The organism is Gammaproteobacteria bacterium, from assembly GCA_009845905.1.
In the GTDB taxonomy this organism is placed as follows: Bacteria; Pseudomonadota; Gammaproteobacteria; order Steroidobacterales; family Foliamicaceae; genus Foliamicus.
The window spans coordinates 250,768-274,219 of the sequence record VXYS01000006.1; the positions used below are offsets into that span (position 1 = coordinate 250,768).

The window sequence follows — 23,452 nt, forward strand, 5'->3', positions numbered from 1 at the left end:
ACTACACTTGGGAGCGAAGGCGTCCCGCCTTCGTGGAGGGCGGGACGCCCTCCCACCTAGCGTCAGAGTATTGGCCGGAGTGGATGAGGCGGGCCGCGGCGCGCTGGCGGGGCCGGTGGTCGCCGCCGCCGTCGCGCTTCCCGCGGAACGGGACATCCCCGGCGTGCGCGACTCCAAACTGCTCTCGCCCGCGCGGCGCGCGGTGCTCGAGGAAGCCATTCGAAGCGGCTGCCTGGCCTGGTCGGTGGGACTTGCGGAAGTGGAGGAGATCGATCGGCTCAACGTCTTGCGCGCCAGTCTGCTGGCCATGCGCCGGGCGCTGCTTGACCTTTCCGGCAAGCCGTCGGTGGTGCGGGTGGACGGACCCTACCTGCCGGAGATGCCGGCGGGCTGGCGCCGGGGCGTCGAACTCGAAGCCATGATCGGCGGCGACCGGCGCTGCCCGCTGATCGCCGCCGCTTCCATCGTGGCCAAGGAACATCGGGATCGATTGATGCGGCGCCTGGATCTCAGGTGGCCGGGGTATCGCCTGGCCGAACACAAGGGCTACGCCGTGCCCGCCCATCGCGCGGCCCTCGAACGGTTGGGTGCGAGCCCCGCGCACCGGCGCAGTTTCCGTCCGGTTCGCGCAGTCGGCCCGGCGCACGATGGGAACAGGCCCTGATTCGCCCGTGGATCCGACCACTCCATTCGTTCATCTTCGCCTGCACTCCGAATTCTCGCTGGTGGACTCGGTGCTGCGCATAAGCGGCGGCGAGGGAGGCTTTTGCCGCGCGGTGCGGGAGCGGGGAATGCCCGCCGTCGCCCTGACCGACCTCAACAACATGTTCGGGGCGGTGCGCTTCTACCGGGCGGCGCTTGACGCGGGCGTCAAGCCCATCCTGGGCGCGGACCTCAGTTTCGGCCGGCCGGAGGATGGGATCCGGCCCGGACGGGTGACGTTCCTGTGCCGCAACGCTGCGGGTTACAGGAACCTGCTGGCCCTGCTTACGCAAATGTACCTCGAACTGGAGCCGCGGGACGACCCCGCGCTGATGCCGGAATGGCTGAGCGCCGATGGCCTGGATGGCCTTATCGGGCTGATCGGCCTCGACAGCGCCGCCGGCCGCGGACCCGAGGCGCGCCGTGAGCGCGAGCGGATACTGGCCTTGCGCAGGCTGATGCGGGAGGACCTCTTTCTGGAGGTGAGCCGCCTGGGCCGCCCGGGCGAGACGGAGCTGACGCAGCGAACGGTGGAACTCGCCAACGCGGAAGGCATCCCGCTGGTGGCGGTCAACGACGTTCGCTTCCTGGACAGCGGCGAGTTCACTGCGCACGAAGCGCGGGTGTGCATACACCGGGGCGAAACGCTGAACGATCCGCGCCGCGAGCGGCGCTACACCCCCCAGCAATACCTGAGGAGTCCGGCGGAGATGGCCGAGCTGTTCGCCGACCTGCCGGAGGCCCTGAGTAACACGATAGCCATCGCCCGCGCCTGCACGGCCGAACTGGACCTGGGGGAGTCAAGGCTGCCGAAGGCGCGTGCGCCCGCGGGCCTTAGCGAATGGGAATTTCTCGAACGGGAGGCGTTGAACGGCCTGAAACGCCAGCTCGGCGTCGGCGCAGGCGATGGCGCAGATGCGGAGCTGCCCGGTCGTTACACCGACCGCTTGCGCGCCGAACTGGAGGTTGTGCGGCGCATGGACTTCCCCGGCTACTTCCTGATCGTCGCCGACATCGTGCGCTGGGCGCGCGACAACCAGGTGCCGGTAGGCCCAGGCAGGGGATCGGCGGCCGGTTCGCTGATCAGTTACGCGCTGGGCATAACCGCCATCGATCCCCTGCGCTACGGATTGATCTTCGAACGCTTCCTGAACCCGGAGCGGATCTCGATGCCGGACATCGACATCGATTTCTGCGCGGAACAGCGCGAACGGGTCCTTGAGCATGTGGCCGAGGAATACGGGCGGGACCGGGTGGCGCAAATCATCACGTTCAACCGCCTGGCGGCGCGCGCCGCCATCAAGGATGCGACCCGTGTCCTGGGTCATCCGCTGGGCCTGGGCGAGCAGATCGCCGGTCTGATCCCCGCCCTGCCGGTGGGCGTGACCATCGAGCAGGCGATGAAGGACGACCGGGAACTGAGTCACTTGTACAACACCGACACCGAGGCGCGCGCAGTCATCGACCTGGCGCTGCAGCTGGAGGGCCTGCCGCGCAATTCCAGCACCCACGCGGGAGGCGTCGTGATCGCTCCGTCGGAGTTGATCCAATTCACGCCGCTTTACCGTCAGGAAAGCGACGCGCCGACGGTCACGCAGTTCGACAAGGACGATATCGAATCGGTCGGGCTGGTGAAATTCGATTTTCTGGCCCTGAACGACCTCACCACGATCACCCGCACCGTGGAGGAGGTCAATCGCTCGCGGCGCTCGGCGGGCGAGCCGCCGATCGACATCGCCCGGCTGCCGCTGGACGATGCAAGGGTGTACGAACTCCTGCGCAACCTCCGCACCAGGGCGGTTTTCCAGCTCGAGTCGCGCGGCATGCGCGACCTGATCCGCGACCTCAGGCCGGACCGCTTCAGCGACATGATCGCACTGGTGGCGCTGTTCCGTCCCGGTCCGCTGCAGACCGGCATGGCGGACACCTACATCAAGCGCAAGCACGGCCAGGAATCGGTCGATTACCTTCACGACGATCTGCGTGAACTCCTGGGCGAAACCTACGGCGTGATCCTCTACCAGGAGCAGGTCATGGAAATCGCGCGCCTGATCGCCGGCTACAGCTTTGCCCAGGCGGACGTGCTGCGACGCGCGATGGGCAAGAAACTGAAGGACGAAATGGCGGATCAGCGCTCGGTATTCGTCAAGGGCGCCCTGAAGCACGGACTGACCCGGGGCAAGGCCGAGCACATCTTCAACCTGATGGAAACCTTCGCCGGCTACGGTTTCAACAAGTCGCACTCCACGGCGTATGCCATCGTCGCCTACCAGACGGCCTGGCTGAAGGCGCACTATCCGGCCCAGTACATGGCGTCCACGATGACCACCGACATGAGCGCGCATGACCGCCTCTACTGGATGACGCAGGAGTGCCTTGCCCTGGGACTTGCGGTCATGCGCCCGGACGTGAACCGCTCGCACGTGGGATTCGGCGCCGTGGACGACAAGGCCGTTCGCTGCGGGCTGGGCGCCATCCGCGGACTGGGACAGGCGGCGGCCCAGGCCATTCGGGCGGAACGCGAGGCAAACGGGCCCTATACGGGCATAGCGGATCTGTTTTCACGAATCAGCGGTGCGGGGCTGCACCAGCGGCAGGCCGAAACGCTGGTCCGGTCGGGCGCCCTGGACAGTTTGTGCGCCAATCGGGCCGCGCTGATCCGGGTGTTGCCCGCGGCGCTCGCGGCAGCGGCGCAAGCTGCCCGCGACGCCGAGAGCGGGCAGGAGGGCCTGTTCGACGAAGGCGGCGATCAGCCGATGCAAATCGAGATTCCCGACGTGCCGGAATGGGGTCTTCGGGATCTTCTGGACGGGGAGCGCCGGAGCCTCGGGTTCTGCCTGAGCGGCCACCCGTTCGACGAATGCCGGGACGAGGCGCGCGCCCTCACGGGCGGCGGACTGCGGGAGATACTGGATCGATCGCAACCGGGCCCGCGGGATGAACGCGACGCGCCGAACGTTACGGTGGCCGGCAGCGTGTTGCGCAAGTGGCGCAGGTCCGGTGCCAATTACTTCGATCTGGACGACGGAGCCACCCGGTTGCCGGTGCGCTTGCCGCGGTGGGACGCCGGCGCGCCGCCCGGCCGCCTGATCACGCCCCATTCCCTCGTGCTGGTGAAGGGTCGCCTGTCGCGCCTGCAGCGCGGTTCGCTCATGCTGTTTGCGGACTCCGTGGAGCCGCTGGACGACGTGATGGAAAATCGCGCCCGGGTGCTGTTGCTCGACTGTCGCGCGGCCGAAAAGCCGGCCGAGACCTTCACGCAGCTCAAGGATCTGCTGCGCCCCCACGTGCCCGGCGGAACGCAGGTTGTCGTGCGTTATTCCGGCCCTGCCGCCGCCGGAAGCCTGCGCCTGGGAAGTCACTGGAATGTGCGCACAACCGGCGGTCTGCGGCATGCACTGGGCGAGTCGCCGGTAATCAGCGAGTTCAGTATTCGCTACGCCTGACACGGCGCTCGCACCAATAAGGGCTTACAATCGCAAGCCCGGCCAGGTCGGACGCACTGCGCATGGAATCATTTCTTGACTTCGAGCAGCCCATCGCGGAGCTGGAAAGCAAGATCGAGCAACTGAGGTTTCTCGACAACGATTCCGGCGTGGACGTGGCCGGAGAAATTCAGCGGCTGCAGCGCAGCAGCGAGTCGCTGACCCGCAATATCTACCGCAAGCTTACGCCGTGGCAGACCGCGCAGGTGGCGCGGCATCCGAAGCGGCCCTATTCGCTGGACTACATCGCCGGCATGACCGGGGAATTCCAGGAGTTGCACGGCGATCGCATGTATGCGGACGATTACGCGCTGGTGGGTGGGCTGGCCCGCATCGAGGGAACTCCGGTGATGCTGATCGGCCACCAGAAAGGACGTGATACGGCCTCGCGGGTGCGCCGCAACTACGGCATGACCCGCCCGGAGGGTTACCGCAAGGCGCAACGGCTAATGCAGCTTGCCGAGAAGTTCTCGCTGCCCGTGGTCACGCTGATCGATACGCCCGGCGCCTATCCGGGAATCGGTGCGGAGGAGCGGGGCCAGAGCGAGGCCATCGCCTCCAGCCTGAGCTGCATGGTGGGACTGAAGACCCCCATCATCAGCGCGATCATCGGCGAGGGAGGCTCCGGAGGGGCGCTGGCCATCGGCATCGCCGACGTGGTGATCATGATGCAATACAGCATCTACTCGGTAATTTCTCCGGAAGGCTGCGCCAGCATTCTCTGGAAAAGCGCCGACCACGCCACCGAGGCCGCCCAGGCCATGGGCATCACGGCCAGGCGGCTGCTGAAGCTCAAGCTCGTGGACGAAGTGCTGGACGAGCCCGTGGGCGGCGCCCACCGCGACCCCACCGCCGCGATAGCGAGCCTCAAGAAGGCGATCGGCAAGCACCTGTTCAAGCTGACCCGCCTGGAACCCGCCGAACTGCTGGAGCGCCGCCATCGGCGGTTGCTCCAGTACGGTGTCTACCGCGAAGCCTAGTCCATGTATTGGGAGGAAATATGAAAACCAACTTGAATCGCCGTTCCATATTGGCAGGCGCGCTTGGTGCGCCGTTTCTGGCCGGGCTGGCCCCCGGTGCGCACGCGGAGGAATATTCGGGACTTACCGATCTGGATCTCACCGACGACGAAATGCTGCACTACTTCGTCAAGCTGCGCAGCAGCCTCGACGACCGGGTGACGATGGGTTGGGTGGACGCGGTCAACTATGCCTTTATCGACGGCGTGACTTACCCGATGTACCGGCTGCTGTCGACCACCATCCGCCAGATGCGCAAGGTCAACGACAGCCTCTACAAGAGTGTCTCGCTGGAAGTGGCGATGTACATGGACATCGAGACCGGCGAGTTGCTGGACAAGCTGACCATGCCGGTTACCGGCAACGTGGTGGACGTGCCCCTGTACCGCGCCGGTCCGTCGCACATGGACATGACCGTTCGGGCCGAGGACACTGCCGAGTTCACGATGGGCCAGGAGACGGTAGACGGCGAATCCTTTTTTGCCACGGGGCAGGTCGAGAGTCAGCGCTACATCAGTCTGCCGCAGTTGCGCGGCGACGACTTCTACATCCGCCAGGACATCAGTGCGCGGGTGTTCCCGGCCGGTGAATCGAGACCGAGTTTCTTCTACCGCGAGTGGACGATCAACCAGGGCAGCTGGAAGGCGCTTTCCGATCCTTCGGCGATTTCGGTGCCCGTTGACGTGGCCTATATCGCCAACACGGCGTTCCGGCCCTGGATGCAGATGGGCGATACCCCCGGTCATACAGTGCAGAACGGGCGGGGAGGCAAGGCGGAAACCCCCGAAGGATTGCCGGTTGAACTGCTCCGTCTGGTCAAGCTCCATCACCCCGACCTGATCGAGGATCCGCGCGGCGTTCTGGCCGGAGAAGCCGCATAGGGTTCGGCGGCGGGCGGAACATGAAGCCGGGCGCGCTCTTTAGCGCGGCGCTCGGCCTCGCACTGGGCGCCATCGCGCCCGCCGCAGACGGCGCCACGTCGCTTTCCGAAGCCGGCTGCGAGGGCCTGGCGGTCCGGGACTGGACCCCGGTTGGGGGCAGCGCGGTCGAAATCCGGACCGCCGCCGCGGTGAGCCCCGACGACGAGGGACTGCCGGACTACTGCCGCGTCCAGGCGACGATCGCGCCCTCCACCGGGGTGGAAATCCGGTTGCCCCTTTCCGGCTGGAACCGGAGGCTGCTGTTCACGGGTTGCGGCGGCTTGTGCGGCGTCATCTATTCCCAGCACATGCCGGACGCCCAGGCGCGCGGCTACGCGGTGGCGACCACGGACATGGGACGGCAGCTAGACGAGGGCGAAGACCCGCGCGAGTGGACGCAGGATGAGCAGTGGCGGACCGACTGGCAGTACCGGGCCACGCATAGCGCCACCGTGCTGGCCAAGGCGGTCATTGCCGAAGCCTACGGCCAGGCGCAGGACTACGCCTACTTCCGGGGATGCTCCACCGGCGGCCGCCAGGGGCTGACCGAAGCGCTGATGTATCCCGAGGACTACGACGGCGTCATTTCCGGGGCGCCGGCCATGCAGATGGTCACGCCCCATAACGTATTTTCCTACGCCTCAAGCAAGCAGCCGGACGGTTCTCCGGTTTTTTCCCCGCAATCGCTGCATCTGCTCGCGGACGCCGTGCTGGAAGCCTGCGACGAGGATGACGGCGTTCGCGACGGCGTTGTGCCGCATCCGCCGGGGTGCAGTTTCGATCCCGCTTCGCTGGAGTGCGCCGACGGACAGTCGGGCGATTGCCTGACGGCGGAGCAGGTGAAAGCGGTTCGGAAAATCCACGACGGCGCCCGCAAGTCCGACGGCAGTCGGTACTACCCGATGGGCTATGCCAGGGGATCGGAGAGGGACTGGATTACGAATTTCCTGGTCGTCGACGGCCGCCCGCCGCGCCGTGCGGGCAGCGCCCGGTTCACGCTCGACAGCAGGATCGGGCCGGACGCCACGCTGGCCGAGTTCGATTACGCGCGACACGGCGTTCAGGGCAGTCCGGTCGGCGGGATGCTTGATCTTGGCGACGACGGCAGAAGGCTGGCGGCGTTCAGGGACCGCGGCGGAAAGATCCTGCTTTATCACGGCTGGTCGGATACCGACGCCACCCCCGCGTCCTCGCTGTTCTTCCACGAGTCGCACGTCCGGGCCTTCGGCCGGGAAGAAGTGTCCGGTTTCCTGCGCCTGTTCATGCTGCCGGGAATGGCCCATTGCTCCGGCGGCGAAGGCGTGCACGCGGCCGACTACCTGACGCTCCTGGAAGAATGGGTCGAGGAGGGAGAAGCGCCCGAAAGCCTGGACGCGTACAAGACGCGACCGTCGCGATCGGGCGAGACTTACCCCGGCTTCCCCCTGCCGCCCGCGGATATCGTGTCCGGACGCCGGCTGTACCCTTATCCGGCGCATTCGGCGTACGGCGGAAAGGGCGACGTCAATGATCCCGCCAACTGGCACAAGCGCTAGGGAAAAAGAAGCTCCGAGCCGGGCGGCAGACGGCCGCGACGCCGTCAAGCCGCTTGTGGAAGCGGCGCTTGACCGTTTGTGCCCCGACTGGCGGGAGCGACCGCTGCTGGTGGCGTTCAGCGGCGGGGCAGATTCGACCGCTCTGCTGCTGGCACTGCATGAGTTGCTGGAAGAATCCGGCCGCAAACGTCTGCGCGCCGCGCACGTCAATCATGGCCTGCACCGGGATTCCGGCGACTGGGCCGCGCATTGCGAGGATCGGGCCCAGGCCCTGGGCGTGCCGCTGGCCTGCCGCGAGGTTGAAGTGCGGGCCGACGGCCGGGGCGTGGAAGCCGCGGCGCGGCGCGCACGCTACGAGGCGCTGGAGGCGCTCATGGAGCCCGGGGAATGCCTGCTGACCGCGCATCACCAGGACGATCAGTGGGAAACGCTGATGCTGCGCATGCTTCGCGGGACCGGCATTGCGGGGCTGGCGGGAATCCGCGAAAAGCGCCTCCTGGGCCGGGGATGGCTGTTGCGTCCGCTGCTCGACGTGCCCCGGGAGGATTTGAGGGCCTGGCTCGATCACAGGGGCGAGAACTGGATCGAGGATCCTTCCAATCGCGAGACCGGGTTTGACCGTTCCTTCCTGCGCAATAAAGTGCAGCCGCTGCTGCGCGGGCGCTGGCCCGGCGCCGCGGCTACGGCCGGACGAACGGCGCGGCTCGCCGCGGACACGAGCGAATTGTTGCGCGACCTGGCCGAGCATGACGGCCGCCGGATCGCGCGTGACGACTTTATCGAATGCGAGGGCCTGCTCAGGCTTTCGCCGGCGCGCCGCGCGAACCTCGTGCGCGAGCGGCTGGCCGCGCTCGGCGTCGCCGCGCCTTCGGAGGCGCGCCTGAATGCGGCGCTGGACATGCTGCTGAACGCGGCGGCCGACCGCCACCCTGAGGCCCGCTGGGGCGGCGTTCGCCTTACCCGCCGCCGGGGCCGCATCTACATCTCCCCGCCGTAGCTCTTCCCTGCCCCCTACCTCCGATCCCGCCCTATGTCATTCCCCCTGCTTCCGGGACACGCCTGCGAGCACATCCCTGTGGGCTCGGCGTCGGCATCCTGCCTCCGACGTTCCCGGAAGCAGGGGGAATGACATAGGGCTTACGCCAGCGCCAAGGAGCGCAGTCTGTGTTATCTTAGATGCCCGATCCCACACTGTGATCGGAGTGGCATGACCCGCTACATTTTCGTTACCGGCGGCGTAGTTTCCTCGCTGGGAAAGGGCATAACAGCCGCCTCGCTGGGCGCAATTCTCGAAGCCCGCGGCCTTTCCATCAGCATGATCAAACTGGATCCCTATCTGAACGTGGATCCGGGCACGATGAGCCCCTTCCAGCATGGCGAAGTGTTCGTGACCGCCGACGGCGCGGAAGCGGACCTGGATCTTGGACATTACGAAAGGTTCGTTCGCTCGGGCAGGCCCGGGAGGGACTCCAACTTCACCACCGGGCGCATCTATAACGCCGTCATCGGCCGGGAACGCCGCGGCGGATACCTGGGCGCGACCGTGCAGGTCATCCCGCACGTCACCGACGAGATCAAGCGCTCGGTCGTACTGGGCGCCGGCGATGCGGACGTCTGCATCACCGAGGTGGGCGGCACGGTGGGTGACATCGAATCATTGCCTTTCCTCGAGGCGATCCGCCAGATGGGCCTGGATATGGGCCGCGAAAACGTCGCCTTCGTGCACGCCACGCTGGTTCCGTACGTGGCCACTTCGCAGGAGATCAAGACCAAGCCCACGCAGCATTCGGTCAAGGAGCTGCGCTCCATCGGCATTCAGCCCGACGTGCTGGTATGCCGTTCGGAGCTTGCCCTGCCGGACGAACAGCGGCGCAAGATCGCGCTGTTCACCAACGTGCCGGAGTCGGCCGTGTTCTCCGCCCGCGATATGGACGACCTGTACGCGATTCCAATCGAACTGCGAAGCCAGGGACTGGACCAGGTGTTGGCCACGCAGTTCGGCATGGACCTGCCGCCGGCCGATCTGTCGGAATGGGAACAGGTGGTGGAGGCCGGCCGGAACTGCGAAGGTCAGGTGACCGTGGCCATGGTGGGCAAGTACATGGACCTGCGCGATTCGTATATTTCGCTGAACGAGGCCCTCGGACACGCCGGGCGGCGCAGCGGCGTCAACGTGCGGGTCCGGCACATCGAGTCGGAGCAGGTCGAGGAGGAAGGCGTCGACTGCCTGGCCGGCGTGCACGCGGTGCTGGTGCCCGGCGGCTTCGGCGAACGCGGGATCGAGGGCATGGTGCGCGCCGTCAAACACGCCCGCGAGAAGGAGATTCCGTACCTGGGCATCTGCCTGGGAATGCAGGTGGCCGTAATCGAGTTTTCCCGCAACGTCGCCGGACTTTCGGGCGCCAACAGCACCGAATTCGACCCGGAAACGCCGCATCCGGTGGTGGCGCTGGTAACCGAATGGCTGGATGAGTCCGGTCAGGTGGAGCGCCGCAGCGAGGATTCCGACCTGGGCGGAACCATGCGGCTGGGCGAGCAGGCCTGCCACCTCGCCAAGGACAGCCTGGCGCGCAACGAGTACGGTGCGCAGACCGTGTACGAACGCCACCGGCATCGCTACGAGTTCAACAATCGCTACCTTGAGGAACTGAAGAAGTCCGGGCTGGGTTTCTCCGGACGGTCCATCGACGGTCTCGTGGAAGTGGTGGAGTTGCCGTCGCATCCCTGGTTCCTGGCCAGCCAGTTTCATCCCGAATTCACCTCCACGCCGCGCGACGGGCATCGGCTGTTCGACGGCTTCATCGCCGCCGCCGTGAACTACCGGCAGCGTGGCGACCTGCCGGCCAAGGCGGCCAGCGCCGCCGGCGCCTAGGCGCCCGTGACGGCGCAAGCTTGCCCCGGCAGGGCGCAGGTGGCGGACTTCACCGCCGGCCTCGACCAGCCGTTGTTTCTGATCGCCGGCACCTGCGTGGTCGAATCGCGGGAATCGGCCCTGGAAACCGCGGGACTATTGGCCGAAACCGGTCGGGAACTTGGCTTTTCCCTCGTCTACAAGTCGTCCTTCGACAAGGCCAACCGCACCTCGCTGGCCAGTTTCCGCGGTCACGGGATGGAGCGGGGCCTGAAGATTCTCGAGGAGGTCAAGCGCCAGGTCGGCGTGCCCGTGCTCACCGACGTGCATGAGAACACGCCGATGGACGAAGTGGCCGCCGTGGCCGACGTGCTGCAGACGCCGGCGCTGCTCTGCCGGCAAACGGATTTCATATTGCGGGCTGCCGCCGCCGGCCGGCCGTTGAACATCAAGAAGGGCCAGTTTCTTTCCCCGGCGGAGATGTCCAACGTCGTGGACAAGGCTCGCTCGACGGGCAATTCCGACATCCTGGTCTGCGAGCGGGGTTTTTCCTTCGGCTACAACAACCTGGTGGTGGACATGCGGTCCCTGGCCGTGCTGAGGGACACCGGTTGCCCCGTCGTGTTCGATTGCACTCACTCGGTGCAGCTTCCCGGCGGCAAGGGCACGTCCTCCGGCGGGCAGCGGGAATTCGTGCCGGTGCTCGCCCGGGCTGCGGTCGGAGCCGGAGTGGCGGGACTGTTCATGGAGACCCACCCGCGCCCGGATGAAGCGCTGAGCGACGGTCCGAACGCCTGGCCCCTGCACCGCGTCCGCGAGCTGATGGAATCCCTGCTGGAACTCGACCGCCTGGTGAAGTCCCGTCCGCTGGCCGAAGGATCGTGTCTGCAATAGCCCATATACACGCGCGCGAGATTCTCGATTCTCGCGGCAATCCCACGCTGGAGGCCGAGGTGGCGCTGAGCTGCGGGGCCCGGGGCAGGGCGGCCGTACCGTCGGGGGCCTCCACCGGCGCGCGCGAGGCGGTCGAGTTGCGCGACGGCGATTCCGGCCGCTTCGGCGGGCGCGGCGTCCAGTCCGCCGTGCGCCACGTCAACGGCGAGATATGCAAGGCCCTGCTCGGCTCCGACGGCGCGCGCCAGGACGAGCTGGACGCGCGAATGGTTACGCTGGACGGCACCGCCAACAGGTCGCGGCTCGGGGCAAACGCGATCCTGGCCGTGTCCCTGGCCGCCGCCCGGGCGGCGGCGGCGTCGCGGGGCGAGCCGCTTTACCGTGGCCTGGGCGCCGGCACGCTCGTTATGCCGACGCCGATGCTGAACATACTGAACGGCGGCGCGCATGCCGACAATCGCCTGGACGTTCAGGAATTCATGGTCCTGCCGGTCGGGGCCGCCGACTTTACCGAGGCGCTGCGCTGGGGGGTCGAGGTCTACCATGTGCTGAAGGGCGTCCTGCGGAAGTCGGGCCGGTCGACGGCGGTGGGCGACGAAGGCGGATTCGCGCCCGATCTGCCTTCCAACGAAGCAGCGCTGGAGGCGCTGATCGAGGCGATTCAGAAGGCCGGATTCAGCGTGCCCGGGGATTTCCTCCTGGGTCTCGACGTGGCCGCCAGCGAACTGTATTCCGACGGCCTGTACCGCCTGGAATCCGAAGGCCGCACCTTTGACCCGGCCGACTTTGCCGGCTGGTTCGTCGAGCTTGCGGACCGCTACCCGGTCGTGAGCATCGAGGACGGTATGGCGGAGGACGACTGGGACGGCTGGGAAGCGCTGTCCCGCGCGCTGGGCGAGAGGGTGCAACTCGTCGGCGACGACCTTTTCGTGACGCAGACGGCGATTCTGGCCGAGGGCATCGAGCGCAACATCGGCAACGCCATCCTGATCAAGCCGAACCAGGTGGGCACCCTTACCGAAACGCGCGCAGCCATCGATGCGGCCGTTGCGGCGGGCTACGCGGCCGTCATCTCGCACCGCTCGGGCGAAACGGCCGACACCTTCATCGCCGACCTGGCGGTGGGTTCGGCAGCGACCCAGATCAAGACGGGCGCTCCGTGCCGCTCCGATCGCACCGAGAAGTACAACCGCCTGCTCCGCATCGCCGAAGAGCTCGGCTCCGACGCCCCCTACGCCGGCCTCAACGCCTTCCCAACCTCGATCAGACATGAAGCCTAAGACTGCCGGACTCGTGTTGGCCGGCCTGGCGCTGGCCGGCCTGCAGTACCCGCTGTGGTTCGCCGACGACGGCCTCCTGAGCCTGTTTCGCGCCCGCCAGGAGGTGGCCGAACAGGATAGCGAGAACGCCGCGCTCAGGGAGCGCAACCGCCGTCTGACCGCCGAGGTCCAGAGCCTCAAGGAAGGCGACGAGGAGATCGAGCGGCTGGCGCGCTCCGAGCTGGGCATGATCGGGCCCGACGAGAAGATCTACCTGCTGGTCGAGGAAGACGCGCAAACCGAAGACCCCGATCAGTCCGAACAACCCGGAGACCCGCGCGAGTAGCGTCCCCGTGCGGGTCCTTCTTTCCAACGACGACGGCTATCGCGCCGAGGGCCTGCAGGCCATGGAGCGCGCGCTGCTCGGGCTGGCCGAAATCATGCTCGTTGCGCCCGAGCGCAATCACAGCGGCGCCAGCAATTCGCTCACGCTGTTCGAGCCGCTTCGGGTCACGAAGCTGGGCACGAACCGCTGGTACTGTTCCGGCACGCCCACCGACTGCGTGCACATCGCCATTACCGGGCTGTTGCCGGAGGACCCCGACATGGTGTTTTCCGGCATCAACCACGGCCCCAATCTGGGCGACGACGTCCTTTATTCCGGCACCGTGGCGGCTGCGATGGAGGCGCGGGTCCTCGACGTGCCGGCGGTCGCGATATCGGTCGCCGGCTACCCGCCCAAAAATTTTGACGCCGCGCAGCGCGCGGTAAGCGAATTGTTCGAGCGACTGAACAGGAACAAGCCGCCGGGCAACATGCTTCTGAACGTGAATGTGCCCGATCTGCCCTGGGGCGACATCCGCGGCTTCAAGCTGACCCGACTGGGGCACCGCCACAAGGCCGCCCGCGTCAAGGTATCGGACGATCCCTACGGCGGCAAGCTGTATTGGATGGGTCTTCCCGGCCACGGGCTGGACGCCGGACCCGGCACCGATTTCTTTGCCGTGCAGGACGGATGGATTTCGTTGACGCCGCTTCAGTGCGACCTGACCGATCACAACCGTCTCGAAGCGACCCGCGACTGGCTGCAGCTATGAACCCGTCGCGCCCGGGACAACGCCGGCGCAGCGGGATTGGCCTGACGTCCGCCCGGGTCCGCGACCGCCTGGCGGATTCACTGCGCGAGCGCGGAATCCGCAGCCCGGAGGTCCTGGAGCAGATACGCCGCACGCCGCGCCACCTGTTCATCGAAGAAGCGCTGGAACGCTACGCCTACAACGACAACGCGCTGCCGATCGGGTCGGGGCAGACCATTTCGCAGCCTTACGTCGTGGCCCTGATGACGCAGGCGTTGCTGATGGAGGAGGACGGCCGGATGCGGCGGCCCGCCAAGGTGCTTGAGGTCGGATGCGGTTCCGGCTACCAGACCGCGATTCTGGCCCCGCTGGTACGGTCCGTGTTCAGCATCGAGCGGATCGGCTCGCTGCTCGCCGAAGCGCGGCCCCTGCTGGCGGAACTGGGCTGCAACAACGTGCGCTTTCGGCACGGCGACGGAATGCTCGGCTGGCCGGGACAGGCGCCCTTCGACGGCATCCTGGTCGCCGCGGCGGCAGCGGCGGTGCCGCAGGCGCTGCTCGACCAGCTGGCGCCGGGCGGGCGCCTCGTCATTCCCCTCGGCGACCATTCCCGCCAGGAACTCGTGCGCATCGAGCGCGGCGAGAACGGTGACGTGCGCGAGAGTCTGGCGCCGGTCGCCTTCGTCCCGCTGTTGCCGGGGCAGGGCTGACGCAGGACCACACGATGGAAACGGCGCCGGCCCGGCTTGTCGATCGCGTTGTGGCATGGGCCCGCCTGCCCGGGGCGCCGGCCGTGCTGAGCGCGGTCAGCTTTGCCGAGTCCATTTTCTTTCCGATTGCCGTGGACGTGATGCTGGTGCCGATGTGCGCCGCGCAGCCGAAGAAGACGCTCCGGCTGGTGTTCCTGACACTCGTGTTCTCGGTGGCCGGCGGCTTGTGCGGTTTGCTGCTCGGTTACCTTGCGATCGACGCCGTCCTGCCCCTGATTCAGGAATGGGGCTGGGGCGAGCAGTATTCCCGGGTCCAGTCCTGGTACGGGCGTTGGGGCTACTGGGCGCTGGTCATGGCGGCCTTTACGCCGCTCCCGTACAAGGTCTTCGCCATTGCCGCCGGCGGCATGAACATGGACGTGGGCGCCTTCGTTACGGCTTCGTTGCTCGGCCGCGGATTGCGATTCTTCCTGGTCGGTTCGCTGGCCGCCTGGCTCGGTCCCAGGGCGCTCCGCGCCATTCGTTATTCGGACCGGGCCGGTTGGGCGCTGATCGGTCTGATTGTCGTCGCAATTGGGTTATGGTGGTATTTATGAGCATGGTGCCTCGAATTCGCAACGCGGGCCGCTTGTGGCTGTTGACGGCCGGAGTATTGCTTCTGTCCGCCTGCTGGAACTGGATTCCGGAAGACCCGGCGCCCGCCGGCCAGGCTCCGCCCGAAGCCATTCCCTCCGCCGCCACTCCATCCGAGTCACCCCGGCAGCGCACGGCCGACGCCGCGGCGGCCGGCGCCGACGGCTGGTACACGGTCGAGGCGGGCGACACGCTTTTCTCCATCGCCTGGCGATTCCGCCATCCGGTGAGCGACCTGGCGGCCTGGAACGGGTTGGGCGACGGCAGCCTGATCCTGGTGGATCAGCGAATCAGGCTCACGCCTCCACCGGGTTATGCCGCTCCGGTCTCCTCTCCGGCGACCCGGGTCTCCGCAGGCGGCGCGCCCGCTGCCCAGCGGGGTTCCTCGCCGGGCGGGGCCGGAACGCGCGCTTCGTCGCCGCAGGGTTCTCCGGCCCCGTCATCTCCGCCTTCCCGGCCGGCATCGGGCGCGACCGGATGGGAGTGGCCCACAGGAGGGAGCCTGGACGTCGAGGGCGCGCGGGCGCGGGACGGCGACTACGGCATCCGTATTCTGGGGACGCGCGGTCAGGACATCATGGCCTCCGACGGAGGCAAGATCATGTACGCGGGAGACGGACTTAAGGCGTACGGACTCCTGGTAATCGTGCAGCATTCCCCGGAGTGGCTGAGCGCCTACGGCCACAACGAGAGGATTCTCGTCAAGGAGGGCGACGAGGTGCGCGCCGGCCAGCCGATCGCGACGATGGGCGTGGGGCCCGGCAATGCGGCGATGCTGCACTTCGAGATTCGCCGTAACGGCAAGCCGGTCGAGCCCGTTGGCCTGCTGCCTCCGCGCGGCTGACGACCTCCGCCCTTCAAGAGCACCAGCGCGAGGTGGATGGCCCATGAAAGGTTTGATGATGGACTACCCGCTGACAGTGACCAGCCTGATGCGCCACGTGGAGGCCCAGCACGGCGCCTCGGAGGTCTATTCGCTGACCGTGGAGAATCCCGCGCACCGGACCACCTATGCGGAAATCTTCCGCCGTTGCGCAAAGCTCGCCAATGCCCTCGGGCGCCTGGGGCTGAAGGAGGGCGACCGGGTCGCGACCATGGCCTGGAACGATTACCGGCACATGGAGCTGTACTACGGCATTTCCTGCATGGGTGGCGTCCTGCACACCGTCAATCCGAGACTGTTTCCCGAGCAGCTTCAATACATCGTCAACCACGCCGAGGACCGTTATCTGTTTGCCGACCCCTTGCTGCTGCCGCTGCTGGAAAAGCTGCACAAGGCCTTGCCGACGGTGGAGGCGTTCGTGCTTCTGTGCTCGAGGGAGGCCATGCCCGAATCTTCCGTTCCGGGGCTGATCAGCTATGAGGAACTGATCGAAGGCGAGAGCGATTCCTTCGACTGGCCGGCACTCGACGAAAACACGGCCAGTTCCATGTGCTATACCTCGGGCACAACCGGCAATCCCAAGGGCGTGCTGTATTCGCACCGCTCCACGATCCTGCACACCTATGCCAGCGGTCTGTCCGACGCAATCAATATCAACAGTACCGACAGCGTTTTGCCGGTGGTGCCCATGTTCCACGCCAATTCCTGGGGAGTGGTGTACTGCGCGCCGATGGTGGGCGCCAGGCTGGTGCTGCCGGGGCCCAAGGCGGGCGATCCCGAAGCGCTCGTAGCGATGATGAACGGCGAACGGGTGACCACGGCGCTAGGCGTTCCGACCGTTTGGCTGGGTTTGCTGAATTACCTGGAAGCCACCGGCCAGCACCTGGAAACGGTGCGGGACCTGGTGGTGGGTGGCGCGGCCTGCCCGCGTTCGATGATGGTGGATTTTGAAGAACGGCACGGAATTCATGTGATTCACGCCTGGGGAATGACCGAAATGAGCCCTCTGGGCAGCGTGAACGCGCCCACTGCCCGTACCGCCGGCATGGACGCCGAGGCCAGACTGTATCAGCGTCTGAGCCAGGGGCGTGCGCCGTACGGGGTGGAGATGCGGCTGGTCGACGACGACGGCAAGGAATTGCCGAGAGACGGAAAGGCCGTCGGGCGCCTGCAGGTTCGCGGGCCATGGGTCGCGAACCGTTACTTCCGCACGGAGGAATCGGCGCTTGAGGATGGCTGGTTCGACACGGGAGACGTCGCCAGCATCGATACGGAAGGATTCATGCGCATCACCGACCGCACCAAGGACCTGATTAAGTCCGGCGGCGAGTGGATCAGTTCGATCGAGCTGGAAGACGTGGCCATGGCGCATCCCGCCGTGGCCGAGGCGGCGGTGATCGCGACGCCGCACGAGAAATGGTCGGAACGGCCGCTGCTGATCGTCTGCCTGAAGGAGGACGCGGCGGTCGATGCCGACGCCCTGCTGGCCTGGTTCGAGGGCAAGGTCGCCAGGTGGTGGATACCCGATGCGGTGGAATTCACCGACGAATTGCCGCACACCGCCACAGGCAAGGTCAGCAAGCTCAAGTTGCGCGAACGATTCGCCGCGGCGGCGTGAAGCTTCAGCTGGAAGCCGGGGGCGCGCTCACCGTGCGGTGGTGGCGTCCGGGTGAATTGCGTATCGGCAAGGACGTCTGGCGCGAACCGGTCCTGCTGAGTCCGGACGAGGTGCGGCCCTGGCCCCTGAAGGACGATGAACCCGTTACGCTGGAGCACCTCGCGCCGCTGATCGAGCACCAGCCCGACGTCATCATCCTGGGCACCGGCGAGATACAGCGTTTTCCCGATCACGACATCGGCGGAAAGCTGCTGGTCAGAGGCATAGGGCTCGAGGTCATGGACACGGGCGCCGCCTGTCGCACCTACAACGTGCTGGCGTCCGAGGGCCGCGCCGTCGCCGCCGCCCTGCGCGTCCGCTAACCCGTTGCATCGCAGAGGGGAGTGCCGTACGCTTCGCCGCCATGGAAACGACTCAGCTCACGCCGCTGCTTGCCGATCTGGGCGCCCGACTCGAGGCGCTTAGGGGGTACCTTTGATTACGCCGGCAAGGCCCGGCGCCTGAGCGAAGTCGAAACCGAACTCGCCGACCCTTCCGTCTGGTCCGATACGCAACGCGCCGGCGCGCTGGGACGCGAACGGGCGTCCCTGCAGACCGTTACGCAAACGCTGGATCGCCTCGCGGCGGATGCGGGCGAACTGGAGGAACTGTTCGAGCTCGCCCTCGAGGAGCAGGACCAGGCCACGCTGGAAGACGTCGGCGAAGGAGTCCAAAGGCTTGCGGAGGAAGTGGAAAAGCTGGAGTTCCGCCGCATGTTCGGCGGCGCCAGGGACGGCTCCAACGCGTTTCTTGAGGTCACGGCCGGATCCGGCGGACACGATGCGCAGGATTTCGCCGAAATGCTGTTGCGCATGTACCTCAAGTTCTGCGAGGCCAACAAGTTCGACGCGCAACTGATCGAGGCTTCCGACGGCGAGGTCGCCGGAGTCAAGAGCGCCACCGTGCATGTGCGCGGCGATCACGCCTACGGCTGGCTGCGCACCGAGACCGGCGTGCACCGCCTGGTTCGAAAGTCGCCGTTCGATTCCGGCGCCCGCCGGCACACCTCGTTCGCCAGCGTTTTCGTCTCGCCGGAGATCGAGGAGGAGGCGGAGGTTGAAGTGGATCCCGGCGACCTGCGTGTCGACGTTTACCGCGCCAGCGGCGCCGGCGGCCAGCACGTAAACCGCACCGAATCCGCGGTTCGCATTACCCACCAGCCTACGGGCATCGTCGTGCAGTGCCAGAACGAGCGCTCGCAGCACAAAAACCGGGCCACGGCCATGAAGCAGCTGCGCGCCAAGCTTTTCGAGCTGGCCGAGCGAGAACGGCGTGCGGAGCAGCAGGCCCTGGAGGACAGCAAGGCCGAAATCGGCTGGGGGAACCAGATCCGCTCGTACGTGCTCGATCAGTCGCGGGTCAAGGACCTGCGCACCGGGGTGGAGTCCGGCAACCCGACGGCGGTGCTGAACGGCGCCCTGGGCCCGTTTATCGAGGCGGGCCTCAAGCAGGGGGTCTAGTCCGGCGGGTGAGCCAGACCAGGAGGCCGGCAGCGCCCCAGCCCAGCACGATGCCCCATTCCTGCGGCCAGACCAGGCTGGACGGGCTGAAGGGCATGAACAGACAGAGCAGGCCGAGGGCTAGCACGATGGCCGATATGCCGACGAAACGCGGATAGCGCAACTTGTAGGGTCGGGGCAGGTCCGGCTGGCTTCGGCGAAGGGCCAGGAACGCGATCGGAACGAACAGGTAGGCCGCCACGACGGCAAAACTGCCGCAGTTGATCAGCCACACCAGGATCGTCCGCCCGAACAGCGGTGAAATGCAGCTCAGCAGTCCGATCGCGAGCACGGCGACATAGGGCGTTTTGTGGCGTGGATGAAGCCGCCCGAACACCGCGGGCAGGCTGCCTGATTCGGCCAGGGCGAAGACCACGCGGCTGCCGCCGATAATGAAGGCGTTCCAGCTTGTGAGCACGCCGCCGATACCGCCGATCGTGAGCGCCACGCCGGCCCAGGACCCGCCCGCGGCCACGGACCAGAGCTTCTTCGCCGCATCCGCCGTAATCAGCCCGTCGCCGGCCAGCTCCTCCGGGGTGAGCGCCACCGCCACCGACCAGGCGATCGCGCCGTACCAGGCCACGGCCATGACCAGCGAGACGATCAGCAATCGCCCGATGCGCTTCGGCGGAAGGTCGATCTCCTCGGCCGATTGCGGCAGCACGTCGAATCCGACCAGCAGGGCGGGGACCATGATCAGGACGGTGAGAATGCCGGTGGCCGGAATGGCGATTTTCGGTTCCGCCAGTTCGGGCGTGCCGAAACCGGCCGCCCCCGTGAACAGCACCAGGCCGGAGACGAAGATTGCGACGGTGACGATGCCCTGGACGATTGCCGCGGTTCGGATGCCGACAACGTTGATCCAGGTCATCACGACGGCGCCTGCCAGGCCCACGAGAATGAACCCCGCATCGACGGGTGCGCCGGCGACGTGCCAAAGGGCGCCCATACGGATGGCGGGTATCAGGTACTCCACCGCGGTCGGCAGCGCCACGGACTCGAAAACGCACACGGTCACGTAGGCCATCAGCAGCGCCCAGGTGCACACGAACGACCATCCGGCCCCCAGACCGGCGTGCGTGTAGACATGCTCGCCGCCGGCCCGCGGCATCGCGGAGGCCAGCTCGGCATAGGTGAGCGCAATGAACCCGATCACAAGGCCGCCGGCGGCGAACGCGATCAATGTTCCGAGACTTCCGGCATTGCCGACCCAGTAGCCGGTCATCAGTATCCAGCTCCAGCCGATCATCGCCCCGAAGGAGAGCATCAGCACGTCGCGCGTCTTCAGCACGCGCGCAAAGCGAGTCGTTGCGGCTTGCATGTGGACGGGGTTCAGGCTTCGGCGCCGGGATCCGCGGGAGTTTTGTCGAGCGCGCGCGACAGAATGGCCTGGATGAAGGCGTCGCGGTCGCGCAGGATTTCGTCCCGCTGGCCTTCATCGGGCTTCCAGTTGTCGATCTCTTCGCGATCCAGCGCGCCGCGGCTTTCGAGCACGCGCTCCATCACCTGCAGGCGGTCCCGCGTCACGTACAGCTCCTCGGCCAGACCCATGATGACGTTCATCATGCGGTCCAGCATCTCGTCGCCCAGCCAGTCGTTTCGTTTCGCCATCGGGCTCTGTTCGCTCAGCAGGGCAGGTGTATCAGTTCGCGGGGCATATCGCAGAGGTATTCGGGGCCGTTAGGCCCGATCAGCAGGGTGTTCTCATAGTAAATACCGCCGAAACCGATCTCGCACACCTCCATGTCCATGTTCACGACCATGCCTTCCTCCAGGTCGAAGCCGCTCAGGCCCGGCGAAGCGCTGGGCAGTTCCAGGTGCTCCAGTCCCAGCCCGTGCATGAAGGCGTGGCGGAACCCCTTGATCCCGCCGCGCTTGCCGACTTCCAGCGCCAGCTTGCGCAGGTCCACCGTGTTCACGCCCGGTCGCATGGCGTCGAAGACGGCTTCCGCGGCGGCGTAGGCGGCGTTCCAGTAGCGCTTCAGCTTGGCGCTGGGCGCACCCATGACGCAGGTCCGCTGCATGTCGCCGAAGTAGCGTTGCCAGGTCAGCATGGAGTCGAAGCAGAGCTGGTCGCCCTCGCGAATCGGGTAGTCGTGGTCGTGCCACAGGCCCATGCTCTTGTGGCCCGCGCCGACGTATATACACCAGGGCATGCAGTCCTGCTCGGCCACCGAGAGGTGCCAGGCGCGGCGAATGTCCGACCACTTGACGCCCACGCCCGCCGCGTCGATGGCGACGCGCAAGGCCTGCTGATTGCGGCGGCCCGCCTCGCGCATCAGTTCCAGTTCGGCCGGCGTCTTGACCGCCCGGATCATCGTCATCAACTCCGGGCGGTCGAAGCATTGAACGTTTGCCAGTCGTTCGGCGCACAGCGAGGCCAGGCGCGCGTCATCGAAGCCTAGCCTGCGGTACCCGCCATCGCTTAGCGCCTTGAGGATCGCCTCAACCACGCCCGTGCTGGCCGTGGCGCGCGTCGCTTCCATCAGCGCCAGCGTCTTGCGGTCGGCTTCCTCGAGTTCCGCTTCCTCGTCCACCGTGTAGTGACTGAAAATGTCGTCGCCCACCTGCGTCTCATAGACCCGCAGTTCCGGCATCCAGCTCGGGTGCTCGGCCAGATTGGTCAGCTCGACGTCGTGCACGATCAGCGTGGCGGGCCGGTCCTCGGACAGCGGCAAAATCGCGCAGCCCGCCCACTGGTAGTCGAACAGCCAGTCGGACTCGTAGCCGCTGGCGTAGTAGACGTTGATCGGCTGCACGCACACCAGAGCTTCGAGGCCCGCTTCCTCCATCCTGGCGCGCGCGCGTTCGAGATTGACGATCACGCCCAGGGGTGGTTTCGGAGATGCTTGCGGATGAGGTCCATGGACCGCGGGTTCTCGCTGTAGTCGATACCGAGCAGGCCGTGGGTGAAGCAGAGGTTGACGTTGCCGTTCTTGCTGGCCAGCGGGCCGTGAATGACGCCGGCGGGCCGGCACAGGTAGCTGCCCACCACCATCGTGTAGCCCGCTTCATCGCCGACTTCGCCGATCAGCACGTCGCCCTGCAGGCAGTAGTTCTCCTCGTAAACGGGGTGCGATTCCATGCCTTCCGCGTACCAGCCGGGCATCAGGCCGGCCAGGTGCGTGCTGGCCCTCGTTTCCGGGTCCACGTGCAGGACCTTCACGAAGATGCCGGGGCGAAAGTCCTGCGACGGGTCGCTGGCGTCGAGCGGGTTGTGCCAGTCCATCGCGAAAGAGTCCAGCGACGGGATCGAATCGGGCGCGGAGGAACCTCGATCGGGTTGAAACTCCGGACCCTCCAGGAAAACGACGAATGCGCGTGCGCCCTCCGGTGATCGCCAGCGGCCTTGCCCGGAGCCGGCCGGGTGGTAGCAGAAACCGCCGGGCCCGAGCCGGTTTTCGCCCATCTGCAATTCTCCGTCGATGACGAACAGGCGCATCTCCACGGCGCAATTCAGGCCCGGACCGCTGTCGTAGCCGGGCGGCAGGTCGACCAGTCCGGTAAAGCCGCCACTGGCGGGGTCCCGGGCAAGTGGACGTAGTTGGGCGCCGGACGCGAGGCCCGGCGGGTCCCACGCGATTGGCGTGACGTCGAGTGCCGCCAGGTTTTCTACGTGTTCCTTGGTCATCAATTTGTTTGGCTGAGGAAAACCCCCGTCATTTCCTCGTCCCACCTTTCTTGAGAGACGCCATCCCTGGCTCGATTCCGCCATCCCTGGCTCCAACGCTCTCCAGAAAGGTGGGACGAGGAAATGACTCCCGTATGCGGGCTAGATATCGAACCGCAGGCGTACGCCATGCTGCTTTATCAGGTCCTGTTTCTGTATGTCGGGGCCGCGCACCTCGCCTGTGGCGGGATCGGTGTCGAGCAGGCTCTGCGTCGCCTCGCGTCTCAGCACGACCACGATATCGGCCTCGTCCTCTACCGCGAACGGGAACTCGTGCCAGGTGCCCACCTTCATGGTGAAACCGGCCGAGCCGTCGAAGCGATACGCGCGGACCTGGTCGAGGTCCGGCAGGTCCCCGTCCGTGGGCGGCGCCATGACCGCGACAAAAGGCGCGCCGCCCAGCGGAATGAAGGTCTGGGTGTGCTTGAAATGGCGCTCGATCCAGTGAACCTCGAAGGGCCGGCGCCGCACATGAGCCAGGCTGAGTTCGGTCTGCTCGTCCGACCGGAAGTCCACCGGGCGGTAGGTTTGCACCGAGCCCTTGTAGAACTGGATCGGCAAGGGCTTCGCGCCCGGGTGGCGGCCCAGCATTTCCCCGCACGCGGCCAGGGCCGCGGGCGTGGCTTCCACGAGCGGTACTACGCGGGTTTCCATGAGCG

General features: G+C 66.6%; 22 protein-coding genes. 17 read left to right on the forward strand and 5 right to left on the reverse strand.

The window, feature by feature from the left end:
* Window positions 1–7: 7 nt before the first annotated feature.
* The 17 genes from F4036_06670 to prfB all read left to right on the forward strand — a co-directional run bounded on the left by F4036_06670 (window position 8) and on the right by prfB (window position 19,084).
* Window positions 8–664, forward strand: a complete 657-nt coding sequence (locus F4036_06670) for a ribonuclease HII (GenBank protein MYK37418.1) — start codon at window positions 8–10, stop codon at window positions 662–664.
* Entirely contained in the window at window positions 648–4,148 is a 3,501-nt protein-coding gene (gene dnaE, locus F4036_06675; GenBank protein ID MYK37419.1) for a DNA polymerase III subunit alpha, read from the forward strand. The genes F4036_06670 and dnaE overlap by 17 nt, the downstream gene beginning before the upstream one ends.
* A 62-nt stretch (window positions 4,149–4,210) precedes the next feature.
* Window positions 4,211–5,167 carry an acetyl-CoA carboxylase carboxyltransferase subunit alpha gene (locus F4036_06680; GenBank protein ID MYK37420.1) on the forward strand — a complete coding sequence of 319 codons (957 nt, stop codon included), beginning with the start codon at window positions 4,211–4,213 and terminating at the stop codon, window positions 5,165–5,167.
* Window positions 5,168–5,187: 20 nt separating this feature from the next.
* Window positions 5,188–6,087, forward strand: coding sequence for a DUF1838 domain-containing protein (locus tag F4036_06685; GenBank protein ID MYK37421.1), 900 nt, complete (start codon window positions 5,188–5,190; stop codon window positions 6,085–6,087).
* 20 nt (window positions 6,088–6,107) lie between these two features.
* The gene (locus F4036_06690; GenBank protein ID MYK37422.1) at window positions 6,108–7,661 is read left to right on the forward strand and encodes a tannase/feruloyl esterase family alpha/beta hydrolase; all 1,554 of its coding nucleotides are present in this window, start codon (window positions 6,108–6,110) and stop codon (window positions 7,659–7,661) included.
* Window positions 7,633–8,658 carry a tRNA lysidine(34) synthetase TilS gene (gene tilS, locus F4036_06695; GenBank protein ID MYK37423.1) on the forward strand — a complete coding sequence of 342 codons (1,026 nt, stop codon included), beginning with the start codon at window positions 7,633–7,635 and terminating at the stop codon, window positions 8,656–8,658. Before F4036_06690 ends, tilS begins: the two co-directional genes overlap by 29 nt.
* Window positions 8,659–8,880: 222 nt before the next feature.
* Window positions 8,881–10,533, forward strand: coding sequence for a CTP synthase (locus tag F4036_06700; protein ID MYK37424.1), 1,653 nt, complete (start codon window positions 8,881–8,883; stop codon window positions 10,531–10,533).
* Window positions 10,534–10,539: 6 nt separating this feature from the next.
* Window positions 10,540–11,406, forward strand: a complete 867-nt coding sequence (kdsA, locus tag F4036_06705; GenBank protein MYK37425.1) for a 3-deoxy-8-phosphooctulonate synthase — start codon at window positions 10,540–10,542, stop codon at window positions 11,404–11,406.
* Window positions 11,394–12,686, forward strand: a complete 1,293-nt coding sequence (locus F4036_06710; GenBank protein ID MYK37426.1) for a phosphopyruvate hydratase — start codon at window positions 11,394–11,396, stop codon at window positions 12,684–12,686. Before kdsA ends, F4036_06710 begins: the two co-directional genes overlap by 13 nt.
* The gene (locus F4036_06715) at window positions 12,676–13,011 is read left to right on the forward strand and encodes a cell division protein FtsB (GenBank protein ID MYK37427.1); all 336 of its coding nucleotides are present in this window, start codon (window positions 12,676–12,678) and stop codon (window positions 13,009–13,011) included. Before F4036_06710 ends, F4036_06715 begins: the two co-directional genes overlap by 11 nt.
* Before the next feature lie 7 nt (window positions 13,012–13,018).
* A complete protein-coding gene (gene surE, locus F4036_06720; GenBank protein MYK37428.1) occupies window positions 13,019–13,762 on the forward strand; it encodes a 5'/3'-nucleotidase SurE in 744 nt (247 codons plus the stop codon).
* Window positions 13,759–14,451 (forward strand): protein-L-isoaspartate(D-aspartate) O-methyltransferase, encoded by a 693-nt coding sequence (locus F4036_06725; protein ID MYK37429.1) that lies wholly within the window; start codon window positions 13,759–13,761, stop codon window positions 14,449–14,451. Before surE ends, F4036_06725 begins: the two co-directional genes overlap by 4 nt.
* Before the next feature lie 14 nt (window positions 14,452–14,465).
* Complete coding sequence (locus F4036_06730) at window positions 14,466–15,047, forward strand: DedA family protein (protein ID MYK37430.1); 582 nt, start codon at window positions 14,466–14,468, stop codon at window positions 15,045–15,047.
* Window positions 15,032–15,928 carry a peptidoglycan DD-metalloendopeptidase family protein gene (locus tag F4036_06735; GenBank protein MYK37431.1) on the forward strand — a complete coding sequence of 299 codons (897 nt, stop codon included), beginning with the start codon at window positions 15,032–15,034 and terminating at the stop codon, window positions 15,926–15,928. The genes F4036_06730 and F4036_06735 overlap by 16 nt, the downstream gene beginning before the upstream one ends.
* A gap of 43 nt (window positions 15,929–15,971) precedes the next feature.
* The gene (locus F4036_06740) at window positions 15,972–17,585 is read left to right on the forward strand and encodes a long-chain-fatty-acid--CoA ligase (protein ID MYK37432.1); all 1,614 of its coding nucleotides are present in this window, start codon (window positions 15,972–15,974) and stop codon (window positions 17,583–17,585) included.
* Window positions 17,384–17,947 carry a hypothetical protein gene (locus tag F4036_06745; protein MYK37433.1) on the forward strand — a complete coding sequence of 188 codons (564 nt, stop codon included), beginning with the start codon at window positions 17,384–17,386 and terminating at the stop codon, window positions 17,945–17,947. Before F4036_06740 ends, F4036_06745 begins: the two co-directional genes overlap by 202 nt.
* Before the next feature lie 41 nt (window positions 17,948–17,988).
* A protein-coding gene (prfB, locus tag F4036_06750; GenBank protein MYK37434.1) for a peptide chain release factor 2 occupies window positions 17,989–19,084 on the forward strand; the annotation gives its coding sequence in 2 pieces (ribosomal slippage) (window positions 17,989–18,060 and window positions 18,062–19,084; 1,095 coding nt in all).
* On the opposite strand, the gene F4036_06755 is transcribed toward prfB, so the two are convergent.
* The 5 genes from F4036_06755 to F4036_06775 are packed head-to-tail and all read right to left on the reverse strand — an operon-like array spanning window position 19,068 to window position 23,447.
* Complete coding sequence (locus F4036_06755) at window positions 19,068–20,444, reverse strand: amino acid permease (protein ID MYK37435.1); 1,377 nt, start codon at window positions 20,442–20,444, stop codon at window positions 19,068–19,070. The two genes, prfB and F4036_06755, sit on opposite strands and share 17 nt — an antisense overlap.
* A gap of 11 nt (window positions 20,445–20,455) precedes the next feature.
* Window positions 20,456–20,734 carry a hypothetical protein gene (locus tag F4036_06760; GenBank protein MYK37436.1) on the reverse strand — a complete coding sequence of 93 codons (279 nt, stop codon included), beginning with the start codon at window positions 20,732–20,734 and terminating at the stop codon, window positions 20,456–20,458.
* A gap of 14 nt (window positions 20,735–20,748) precedes the next feature.
* Window positions 20,749–21,948 (reverse strand): aminopeptidase P family protein, encoded by a 1,200-nt coding sequence (locus tag F4036_06765; protein MYK37437.1) that lies wholly within the window; start codon window positions 21,946–21,948, stop codon window positions 20,749–20,751.
* The gene (locus F4036_06770; protein ID MYK37438.1) at window positions 21,945–22,838 is read right to left on the reverse strand and encodes a DUF4437 domain-containing protein; all 894 of its coding nucleotides are present in this window, start codon (window positions 22,836–22,838) and stop codon (window positions 21,945–21,947) included. The genes F4036_06765 and F4036_06770 overlap by 4 nt, the downstream gene beginning before the upstream one ends.
* Before the next feature lie 57 nt (window positions 22,839–22,895).
* Complete coding sequence (locus F4036_06775; GenBank protein ID MYK37439.1) at window positions 22,896–23,447, reverse strand: ureidoglycolate hydrolase; 552 nt, start codon at window positions 23,445–23,447, stop codon at window positions 22,896–22,898.
* Window positions 23,448–23,452 lie beyond the last annotated feature (5 nt).

Coding starts and splice junctions, on each gene's coding strand:
- dnaE (MYK37419.1), top strand. CDS start 648: ATGGGAACAGGCCCTGATTCGCCCGTGGATCCGACCACTCCATTCGTT.
- F4036_06680 (MYK37420.1), top strand. CDS start 4,211: ATGGAATCATTTCTTGACTTCGAGCAGCCCATCGCGGAGCTGGAAAGC.
- F4036_06685 (MYK37421.1), top strand. CDS start 5,188: ATGAAAACCAACTTGAATCGCCGTTCCATATTGGCAGGCGCGCTTGGT.
- F4036_06690 (MYK37422.1), top strand. CDS start 6,108: ATGAAGCCGGGCGCGCTCTTTAGCGCGGCGCTCGGCCTCGCACTGGGC.
- tilS (MYK37423.1), top strand. CDS start 7,633: ATGATCCCGCCAACTGGCACAAGCGCTAGGGAAAAAGAAGCTCCGAGC.
- F4036_06715 (MYK37427.1), top strand. CDS start 12,676: ATGAAGCCTAAGACTGCCGGACTCGTGTTGGCCGGCCTGGCGCTGGCC.
- F4036_06725 (MYK37429.1), top strand. CDS start 13,759: ATGAACCCGTCGCGCCCGGGACAACGCCGGCGCAGCGGGATTGGCCTG.
- F4036_06730 (MYK37430.1), top strand. CDS start 14,466: ATGGAAACGGCGCCGGCCCGGCTTGTCGATCGCGTTGTGGCATGGGCC.
- F4036_06735 (MYK37431.1), top strand. CDS start 15,032: ATGGTGGTATTTATGAGCATGGTGCCTCGAATTCGCAACGCGGGCCGC.
- F4036_06740 (MYK37432.1), top strand. CDS start 15,972: ATGAAAGGTTTGATGATGGACTACCCGCTGACAGTGACCAGCCTGATG.
- F4036_06745 (MYK37433.1), top strand. CDS start 17,384: ATGGTCGGAACGGCCGCTGCTGATCGTCTGCCTGAAGGAGGACGCGGC.
- F4036_06755 (MYK37435.1), bottom strand. CDS start 20,444: ATGCAAGCCGCAACGACTCGCTTTGCGCGCGTGCTGAAGACGCGCGAC.
- F4036_06760 (MYK37436.1), bottom strand. CDS start 20,734: ATGGCGAAACGAAACGACTGGCTGGGCGACGAGATGCTGGACCGCATG.
- F4036_06770 (MYK37438.1), bottom strand. CDS start 22,838: ATGGCGGAATCGAGCCAGGGATGGCGTCTCTCAAGAAAGGTGGGACGA.
- F4036_06775 (MYK37439.1), bottom strand. CDS start 23,447: ATGGAAACCCGCGTAGTACCGCTCGTGGAAGCCACGCCCGCGGCCCTG.